This window comes from Proteus mirabilis ATCC 29906, from assembly GCF_000160755.1.
GTDB lineage: Bacteria > Pseudomonadota > Gammaproteobacteria > Enterobacterales > Enterobacteriaceae > Proteus > Proteus mirabilis.
In genome coordinates, this window is record NZ_GG668580.1 from 24,377 (window position 1) to 30,879 (window position 6,503).

Here is a 6,503-nt window from a genome sequence, read left to right on the forward strand (position 1 = left end):
GTGATTCCCCTTGGGATTAGATGCGCCTAGCGCGTTGTAATAACTCAGCCCTGAGCTGAGTTTAGGTAATAAAAAAGGCCACCGAGGTGACCTTGTTAAATGGTTTATTGATTAGCTATATCCAGCCACTCTAAATGCCTGCTTGTCTATCTCCCTGAGTTGTTCGAGAGAAATAAACTCACCTTTGTCAGTATAAAACTCAGAAGGATTCATGCCGCCTTCTTTCATCAACCTAAATCGCGTCTCCCCAAACACCTGTCGCTGTCGCCACTCAGGTTGTCGCTGTATCCAATCAAGAAAATTAGTATCCGCTGGCACTTGCCCGTCCATTGATGCTCTCGTTCCTGCATCCATCTCATCTAAATCAATGCCTAATTCACGCCATGATTTAGTAATCAATGTTTCTGTTGAACGGCAATTGAAGTGGATTTTTCCGGGGCCTTGTAGATAAGGAACTTTATGACCAATAGGCTTACCTTCCAGCGTGTATCTCAACCTATCCCGAATAATGCAATCGTGAGATGTTTTATTATCGAGGGTAGATAACCATTGTTTACAATCAAGAATGTCTTTATTGGCATCAGCAAACTGATCTCGCGCTGTTGCTTGTAAATGGCTAATGGCCGTTTTAGCTATTGTCGTCGCATTAGCTCGGCTTAGTTGCAATACGCCATCCTTATAACCTTGGTTTGCATGTCCTCTGATTTTACGTCCGATTTCTACCGCACTATCACCATTTAAATAACCATTCCGAACAGCGTTATTTATGCGTGTCATGCGATCTGATTCTAATCCATCAGCCCATTCAGAAAGTAATTTCCCTTGAAATGGGCGAGACATGACTGAGGAAAATAGCATTTCCTCTGTAATGCTCATTAGTGGATATTTGCGTAGAACAACATCAGGTAGTAGAGCATCAAACAGTGATGGGTAGTAGCCAGCCTCATATAATGCATGCGCTCTCATTTCTTCTGTTAACAATGAAAAAGCACTATCAACTGCACGCTTATTAATACTTCTAACGCTGGACAGCAACGACTCCAATCGCCTTGCAGTGAAACTATTAACATCGATGGAGGTATCATCTAAAGACACTATAAGTGAAGCAGTTAATTCAGCATCAAACTCATTAAGTGCCTTTATCATGCGTCTAGCCACCCCTGTAGAATAGCGACCAGAAAACAGGGAGTGAGCAATCAATTCATCCATTAACCGCTCATTCACTGATCTCATGTCTCACCTACCATTGTCGGCTCTTGATTATTAAGCTCATCCACCACCACATCAACATCATCAGCGGGGTCGATAACATCATATTTCTGCAAACTTCTCACTAAGTCAGATTTACGCGTTGCGCCAGATTGCCATGCTGCGACGATTTCACGGATCATCGAACTATCGGCAATGTGATTAACGAGGTCTTTGTTAATCTCAAACGAAATGCCTGCAGTATCTAAACCTAAGTATTCAGCACACCATATTAGCGATTTACTGCATGCATCGGAAACATTAGAGCAACAGATGCTCAGGATAGAGGTTTGTGCGTTCTGTTCACCGACAGACTGAATAACCGTTTTAACTTTGATATCAGCAGAAACCAATTGAGCACCGAGCGCAACCATATAATCGCGTTTACTGTCCATTGCTTCTTTTGCCAGCATGTTAGGTTGAGCCTGAGCGTAACCAAAGAAACCTTTTTCTGGCAACATAATTGGCGAGCGAGAACCAACCATAACGCCTTTCTTTTCTAGATAGTCACGCCATTCTGTTCCTAGCCCACCTAGATAAGGTTGTATTTGCCCACAGAAGAAAACAGAATCTTCATAATCAGCAGAGTTTCGATAATGCCCTAGGTTGATTTTTGCCAATCCTAGAAGTGGGGCTTCATCAATAGTGTGATCATTATTCTGTGCACCAATAAATGTAAATGGAATTTCATTCCACACACCGTTACCAGCACGCGCAGGTATATACTCAGAAGAAATTTCAAAAACGCTACTTCCACTGGGCTTGCGATAGACACGACAGACAAACTTACCTTCTTCTATCGACAATACACGGTATTGAACCTCATCCTTAAAACCAAACCCGTCCTCTTCTTCCACCGTTTCACGCAATACCACCAGCGTTAACATCGTGCGCCCATTAATACGAGCTGTACGCCAGTTAATGATGTCTTCAGCACGATATTGGAATATGTACGGGAGTTTCGAATCACTGTTGTAATCAACATACAGACCATGCCGACCGACTTCCAATACTGACTCAAGTGAAGACTGAGCCAATTGATAGATACTTGAACCCGCCCCGTCAGCATCGTCTTTTAAACACGACAGCTTTTCGACGACAGCAACTAAGGGATCTTTTTTAAATGCCATCCCTATCATGCCGTTGCGAGTATTGCCCGTTATTGGATAGAACACCGCACGGTCTTGATAATCTTTATTGCGCTTCTTTTTACGCTCACTATCTTGCTCTTCAAGCTCAGGAAGATAGCTTTTTATATCTTCACCACCTCGACAAACAGAGCGCACTAACTCCCACTGAGGAGCAGCCGTTTTATACTCCGGTCGAGTGAAATCTACATTTGTTGTACTCATCAGAAGGTTGTTCCTAGGTTAATTTCGAATGCTGGGCGCTTGGTATTTCTTCTGCTCACCGCAAAATATCTAAATCCATCAGCATCATGTGACGTGTAATCGTGAAGCGGTTTATCTTTCCAACAGCCCCGCTTGTCATCCCACTCTTTGCGATAAGCTTCTAGATGAGCAATGCCTTCACTGCATTTGTGTTCATCGAACACGCAAAGTGGCAGAATTTCACGTACTGCCTCGATACCTTCATCGACTGAAAGCTTTGGCACCACTTCAAATCGGATTGAGTAAATTTGTCCGTCTATTTCGTACCCTTCACGCGCTAATTCACGTCGTGATTTCGCATCAGAACCAAACTCACGGTTATCGATATCATGAGGGCCATTGTGACTTGCATATGTGTAGCCTTTGTCTTTTAACACTTTCATGTAGTGCCGTAGACCTTCACCACTGTTTGAGTAGTGATCAATGACATGGAACTCTTCGCCCACTTCACGGATAAACCAAATTGATGTTGAATCACCGACGCCAATATCCCAGTACGTGTGAACCGGTAAGTGTGAGTTATCAGGAAGTGTGCCAATGCGTTTATTTTCGTACAGGTAGCGGAATTGCTTAGCGTAGTAAGCGCCTTCAACCGATTGTTGGAATGCCTCAGACGGTATTGACGGGTATTCCCGTTTCATATCGTCGCCAAGCGTTTTCTCTTTGGCGTAATACCATGCTTTCTGGCGCTCGTTTAATTGAACACCATGTTTGCTGGCTATCTCATCAAAGTAATCAACTAACCGCTGGGGTAATGGCTCAACAGGGTTAATGGCATACTCTGGATTCTTCCACCATGAGAAGAAAAAGAACTTCCAGTCTAGGTTAGAGAGAGTCTTATTCTGAATTTGCGCTTTCTCAGCAGACTGGCAATAATCGAAGAAATAACCTGCTCGACCCTCCGCTGTGCTTTCAATCGTCGTAAAACAATCGCTTGATACCGCCTCAAATGCGCCAGTGACAATCTCACGGGCTTTCTCTGGATACTTAGCACATATCTTACCGAACTCAGAAACGTGCAAATAACGGAGTGTACCGCCACGAAATGACGTGCTGATATAAAGCGAGCCGCCTTTGCTAAACACCAACTCACCAACCGCATCATTACTCGCTGGGTTAGCCGCTTTGATTTCATCGGGTAGCTTGTCATAGGCATACTTTATCTTTTCCCTAAATAGCCGCTTAGAATCGTTAAGTGTGTGGGCTATCAATGCACATTTAGCCGCCTCAAATAACGCTGCGTCTAGCTGGATAATGCAGACCTCAGTAGTGAAGCCAAGCTGACGGGCTTTAAGGATAATGTTTCGCGTGTGCATCCCTTCAAAATATTCGAGTTGCTCAGGCGTCATTTTAAATCGAACTGGCTTGCCTTCTTTATTGGTTATCCAGTAGAGGTGATTTAATCGCCAGAGCTTATCTCTCAATAATGCAAGATGTTCTGGCTTCATGATTATTCCTTAGATAAGTCGTCCATTAGTTCTGATAGCTGACTAGCTGTCTTATTCGGCTGAACATCATCAAGACCATATGCTTGACGCTCAAGCCCAACCAAGTTTTTGAGTGTTTCACTTAATGCTTTGGCTGACTTAACGCGCTCAGGGAGAGATATGATTGAATGATAAATTTCATTGAGTTTATCGCGTCCGTTATCATCAGGACTAAACATTAACTCGCCAAGTTTTCTTAAGGCTGGCACATCAGCACATTCAGCAGATAGTTCATCAAATAAGTTGTTGGTTAATTCTCTAGCCCTTCGAATATCGCCTCTATGCTCCATGCGGACATTAGCGATAACCTCGGCATTAGCCTCAATAAGTTGCCGTTCTGAAATAGCCTTTTCGGTGGCAACCAGACTGGCAACCTCCCTTTTGGCAACCAAGTTTTCAGCCCTAGCCTTAACCTTTGCCTTTAAATCTCGCTCCCATCCTTCTTTCTTGGCACGCTTACTTATCGCCTGATGGGTTATCTCGTATTGAGAGGCTATTTCCCTTATGGACATCACGCCAGCTCGGTAAGCCGACTCGATGGCCTCCCAATCTGGTCTTTTAGCCATATCCATTCCTTAAATAAAAAAGGCCGCTAGGGCCTATTTGGTTTTCTGTTTGTTGACTAACTTGCCTAACTCGCGCTCGACGATTTCAGCAACTATTCTCCCATCATCAACTCTTCCACAGTGTAAGTATTCAAGTGATTGCTGTAATTGACGATAGAGAATGGATAAGTTTGCTTTTTCTTGTTTGGTCATACTTTCTCCTTAGCGAACTTACTCGCCCACACTTTGGCAATATGTAAGCAGTCGTCAAACATTCGCCCTTTTCTACTTGCTTGAGAGCTTCGGCGATAATGATCTACCGCCATGTAACTTGCTCTACGACAAACAGGTAAAGAAAAGCCGAGCTTTTTTAACTCGGCTAGTACGTTCTGCTCTATGAATTGTTCGTGGTTCATGCTGGCTCTTCTCCATCTGGAAATTCGCCCATATCAGGCAAGGTTAATTGTGATAGTTCTTTAATTGCCTTCTTCGCTTTGCGTATTTTCTTTAAGTGACGCTTGCGTAAATTCATTAAGTCACTACCTTTCCTGCCAAAGTTCTCGAACGACCAGTTATCGGCTGCTACTAATCTATTTTGCATCTCATTGATAGTCAGGGTTTTAAGCTCATTCATGTCAAGGTTTGCTAACCCTGTTTGTGGTTTTGACTCTTTTTCAGCTAGATCAAGTAACCATCGACGCAAGGATTTCGCTACATCTGTATTAGCTAACATTCCGATTAGATGTGCACCTCTAACAGAGAAGATCCTGACCTTTTTCTTACGTAAGTTGTTGTTTATTCCATTGGTCATTGTTTCAGTGACCATTGTCATATCATCAGAAAACTCGTCTTTGTTGGCGTTATATAGATTGGTTACTGACTTCTCATTTTTGTATTCGAGTAGCTTAGCCATCTGAGAGCTGGTAAACCAAATCTTATTATCACCATTATCAAATGGAGTAATTTCATTACCTTTGAAAACTAATGATTTGCTCATGGTGTAAATCCTTATAGAAAAGCGAACCTGTTCACCAGAAATAACCGCCCCACAGAAAACACCATTAACGGTTTTTCTCAGGTTCGACTTTCTGTAAGGTTCTGTGAGTGTTTTTAATTGCGCGGTGAATGCACAGAATGAAATGCGTAGAGTTCGCAGCTTAGCGATACACTGCCAAGCCACTTCTAGTCTGTTCCTAGCAGTCAAGATATGATCACTCTCCTTAATGGATAAACGACTTATCTAATTGCTGATATATATATTTACTTAAGCTATACTAAGTAATTATCACTATACTTTGATTAATATCCTGTTAGTTTGCCCATGCACCCATGCTGGGCTTTTTTTTATTCCATGCATTCTTGTTTGATATAATCCTGCAACCCTTTAATCATCTGTTCTGACTCTGCAATTCGCTCTCTGAGTAACCAATAATTTCGGATAGCGGTGTCAGTAGGTCGGGCGGTGGTTGCATAAGCCAAGCTGGTGGAGGGAGTGGTTTTGACTTTGGGGCACTCGGCTTTGATGTACACCCGCTCTGGATGACGCTCACTAATATCACGCAAGTGACTAATTTCATTCTTAGCATTCGCTAGCTCCTGCGTATATTGAATATCCAACTGATTTAATCGCATTATGCGTGCTTGATAGTCAGTATTAATAGACTTCTGTTCTTCGAGAGCCACGGCCAGTTTTTTGTTGATATCTGTCAGTGAATTAATCCTATTAGCTTGCCAGTTAATCACCCAATAACTACCCACGATAATGCCTACCATCGCAATGACGGCATAGAGTTTTCCGTATTTCATGATTAGTACCGATGATATGAGAGTGC

The 6,503-nt window shown here is 42.8% G+C and carries 7 protein-coding genes; all 7 read right to left on the reverse strand.

The window, feature by feature from the left end; translation table 11 throughout:
* Positions 1-111 precede the first annotated feature (111 nt).
* Positions 112-1,233, reverse strand: a complete 1,122-nt coding sequence (locus HMPREF0693_RS13300) for a phage minor head protein (RefSeq protein WP_004245973.1) — start codon at positions 1,231-1,233, stop codon at positions 112-114.
* Positions 1,230-2,600, reverse strand: a complete 1,371-nt coding sequence (locus HMPREF0693_RS13305) for a DUF4055 domain-containing protein (RefSeq protein ID WP_004245975.1) — start codon at positions 2,598-2,600, stop codon at positions 1,230-1,232. The genes HMPREF0693_RS13300 and HMPREF0693_RS13305 overlap by 4 nt, the downstream gene beginning before the upstream one ends.
* Positions 2,600-4,087: a terminase large subunit gene (locus HMPREF0693_RS13310; protein WP_004245976.1), complete on the reverse strand. Its 1,488-nt coding sequence runs from the start codon at positions 4,085-4,087 to the stop codon at positions 2,600-2,602. The genes HMPREF0693_RS13305 and HMPREF0693_RS13310 overlap by 1 nt, the downstream gene beginning before the upstream one ends.
* Before the next feature lie 2 nt (positions 4,088-4,089).
* Positions 4,090-4,692, reverse strand: a complete 603-nt coding sequence (locus HMPREF0693_RS13315) for a hypothetical protein (protein WP_004247495.1) — start codon at positions 4,690-4,692, stop codon at positions 4,090-4,092.
* A 33-nt stretch (positions 4,693-4,725) separates the two neighbouring features.
* The gene (locus HMPREF0693_RS19180; protein WP_004245978.1) at positions 4,726-4,884 is read right to left on the reverse strand and encodes a hypothetical protein; all 159 of its coding nucleotides are present in this window, start codon (positions 4,882-4,884) and stop codon (positions 4,726-4,728) included.
* Between the two features lie 199 nt (positions 4,885-5,083).
* The gene (locus tag HMPREF0693_RS13325) at positions 5,084-5,668 is read right to left on the reverse strand and encodes a BRO-N domain-containing protein (RefSeq protein ID WP_004247494.1); all 585 of its coding nucleotides are present in this window, start codon (positions 5,666-5,668) and stop codon (positions 5,084-5,086) included.
* Between the two features lie 347 nt (positions 5,669-6,015).
* On the reverse strand, positions 6,016-6,477 hold the full coding sequence (locus HMPREF0693_RS13330) for a lysis protein (RefSeq protein WP_012367624.1): 462 nt from the start codon (positions 6,475-6,477) through the stop codon (positions 6,016-6,018).
* Positions 6,478-6,503: the final 26 nt, after the last annotated feature.

Bases quoted from the DNA above. Each gene is read 5' to 3' on its own strand.
- HMPREF0693_RS13300 (WP_004245973.1), bottom strand. From the start codon at position 1,233: ATGAGATCAGTGAATGAGCGGTTAATGGATGAATTGATTGCTCACTCC.
- HMPREF0693_RS13305 (WP_004245975.1), bottom strand. From the start codon at position 2,600: ATGAGTACAACAAATGTAGATTTCACTCGACCGGAGTATAAAACGGCT.
- HMPREF0693_RS13310 (WP_004245976.1), bottom strand. From the start codon at position 4,087: ATGAAGCCAGAACATCTTGCATTATTGAGAGATAAGCTCTGGCGATTA.
- HMPREF0693_RS19180 (WP_004245978.1), bottom strand. From the start codon at position 4,884: ATGACCAAACAAGAAAAAGCAAACTTATCCATTCTCTATCGTCAATTA.
- HMPREF0693_RS13315 (WP_004247495.1), bottom strand. From the start codon at position 4,692: ATGGCTAAAAGACCAGATTGGGAGGCCATCGAGTCGGCTTACCGAGCT.
- HMPREF0693_RS13325 (WP_004247494.1), bottom strand. From the start codon at position 5,668: ATGAGCAAATCATTAGTTTTCAAAGGTAATGAAATTACTCCATTTGAT.
- HMPREF0693_RS13330 (WP_012367624.1), bottom strand. From the start codon at position 6,477: ATGAAATACGGAAAACTCTATGCCGTCATTGCGATGGTAGGCATTATC.